The organism is Streptomyces sp. NPDC054847 (assembly GCF_053610925.1).
The window spans coordinates 1-1,569 of sequence record NZ_JBSGZJ010000751.1 but is presented as its reverse complement, the minus strand read 5'-3'; the positions used below and the strand labels follow the sequence as shown (position 1 = coordinate 1,569).

At 73.0% G+C, this 1,569-nt stretch carries 2 protein-coding genes; both read right to left on the bottom strand.

Annotation, left to right across the window (positions count from 1 at the left end):
* The coding region (locus tag ACWGH4_RS34960; RefSeq protein ID WP_453467923.1) for a hypothetical protein at positions 1–210 on the bottom strand (210 nt) is incomplete at its 3' end.
* A 143-nt stretch (positions 211–353) separates the two neighbouring features.
* A partial coding sequence (locus ACWGH4_RS34955) for an MFS transporter (RefSeq protein WP_453467921.1) occupies positions 354–1,569 on the bottom strand: 1,216 nt, incomplete at its 5' end.

Below are 1,569 nucleotides of genomic sequence, written 5' to 3'. Positions count from 1 at the left end.
GCGGGGGACCGCTCGTACTGTCACCGACGCGATCGAGACGGCCGTGCCCGCCTGCGGCGGCGAGCCGCACGGGCGCCGCCGGGCGCCCGGAAGGTCGGCACCCAGCAGGCGTCCGACGCCTGGCAGATCTTGCCGATCATGGACACCGCCGACTCGTCCGGGCTCGCGATCGTCGGCGACGGCAAGCTCTACCACCTCGGTGGTGAGCACGACGACACAATGCGCGGCCAGGCGCAAAGGGTGTACGACATCGCCACCCGGCAGTGGAGCGGGATCGCGCGACCGAGGACGCGTTCAACAAGGGCCTCGACCTTGGCCGCGGTCCGGGCGGAGGCTCCAGCCGACAGGGAGCGTCATTCCGGGCGTGCGGTATTCCGCCGCGTCCGAAGGGGTGTGCTGCCGAAGGCTGTTACGGCTGCTACGAGTGAGAGTGCGGCGAGGAGGAGAAAGAGCGCCGGGTAGCCGCCGAGGGGCGCGGCCAGGGCGGCACCTGCGAAGGGAGCCAGGGCGGCGGCCCCGGTGGTGGGCGCGCCGAGCAGTCCGGACAGGCGGCCGTAGTGGGCGGCTCCCCACCGGTCGGTGATGGCGGTGGCCTGGAGCAGGGTGAGATTGCCGCGGACCGCGCCCGCTGCGATCGACAGCGCGACGAACAGCGCGTACGGGCCGGGGACAAGAGCGATGGCCGCGGTGGTGATGCCGCCGAGGGCGATCAGGAGCGCAGTCCGCAGGGTTGCTCCGGTGCGCCGGGCGAGGGTCGAGTAGAGGATGCGGCCGAGGGTTTGGCCGGCGCCGCCGAGTCCGAGGGCCCAGGCGGCTTCAGTGGTGGTGCAGCCGCGGTCGAGCAGGAGAGGGACGAGTGCGACGACGACGGCGTACATCGCGAAGCTGGACAGAGTGAGGGCGGCAGCCAGCATCCAGAACGGCCGGCTGCGCACAACGGCGTCGGCGTGGTGGCCGGCGCGGCCGGGTGGCGGTGGCGCCTTGGGCCAGGGGGTCCGGAGCGCGAACGCGTGGGCCGGGACGGTGATCAGGGCGAGGATGCCGGCGAGGACGGCGTAGGTCGCGCGCCACGACAGTTCGTCGGCCAGGGCGGCGGTCAGGGGTGCGAAGACGGTGGAGGCGAGTCCGCCGGCGAGGGTGACGATGGTGAGGGCGCGGATGTGGTCGGGGGCCCACCAGCGGGTGAGGGCGGCGAAGGCGGGCTGGTAGAACGTGGTGGCCATCGCGATGCCGGCAAGCAGCCAACCGGCGGTGAAGACGCCCTGGTTCGGGGCGGCGGCGACGATGAGAAGGCTGAGCACGCCGAGGACGGAGCCCGCGGTCATCACGGTGCGGGGGCCGCGGTGATCGAGAATGCGGCCGACGCGGACTCCGGCGAGTGCCGAGACGAGAAGAGCCGCGGAGAACGCTGCGGTCGTGGCGCCGGCAGACCAGCCCGTGGCAGCGGTGATCTCGGGGTTCAGCACGGGGAAGGCGTAGTAGACGATGCCCCAGCTGGTGATCTGCGTGACGCAGAGGGCGGGCAGGACGGCGCGAGGCCGCGACCGGTCCCCTGTTCCGGTCGCGGCC